Origin of the sequence: Ferrovum myxofaciens (assembly GCF_000735045.1) — a bacterium.
In the GTDB taxonomy this organism is placed as follows: domain Bacteria; phylum Pseudomonadota; class Gammaproteobacteria; order Burkholderiales; family Ferrovaceae; genus Ferrovum; species Ferrovum myxofaciens.
Genome location: NZ_JPOQ01000528.1, coordinates 1 through 304 on the forward strand (window position 1 = coordinate 1; position 304 = coordinate 304).

Here is a 304-nt window from a genome sequence, read left to right on the forward strand (position 1 = left end):
GAAACGGAGGAATTAGCAAATGAGCGTCGCTCTGTCTCCCCTTGTTTCAGAATTCGAGAGTGTCGATCAGGAAGCCAGTTATGTCGCTTGGTTGCGCACCAAGGTCGAGTTGAGTTTGGCTGACAATCGGTCACTCATCCCGCATGACGAAGTGATGGTCGAGATGGACAGCATCATTGAGGAAGCCGAGGCCGCACTGCGGGGGACGTGATTTGTTGCTCATCGCTTGGCGGGCTACAGCCCGCGATGATTTGGCGCAAATCATCCGTTACATCGCTTTCGAGAATCCACCGGCAGCCCGGCG

The 304-nt window shown here is 55.3% G+C and carries 1 protein-coding gene; it reads left to right on the top strand.

Annotation, left to right across the window (positions count from 1 at the left end):
- The first annotated feature begins 19 nt into the window (after positions 1 to 19).
- Positions 20 to 211 carry a type II toxin-antitoxin system RelB family antitoxin gene (relB, locus tag IV91_RS0114930; protein ID WP_031599586.1) on the top strand — a complete coding sequence of 64 codons (192 nt, stop codon included), beginning with the start codon at positions 20 to 22 and terminating at the stop codon, positions 209 to 211.
- Positions 212 to 304: the final 93 nt, after the last annotated feature.

Coding starts and splice junctions, on each gene's coding strand:
- relB (WP_031599586.1), top strand. CDS start 20: ATGAGCGTCGCTCTGTCTCCCCTTGTTTCAGAATTCGAGAGTGTCGAT.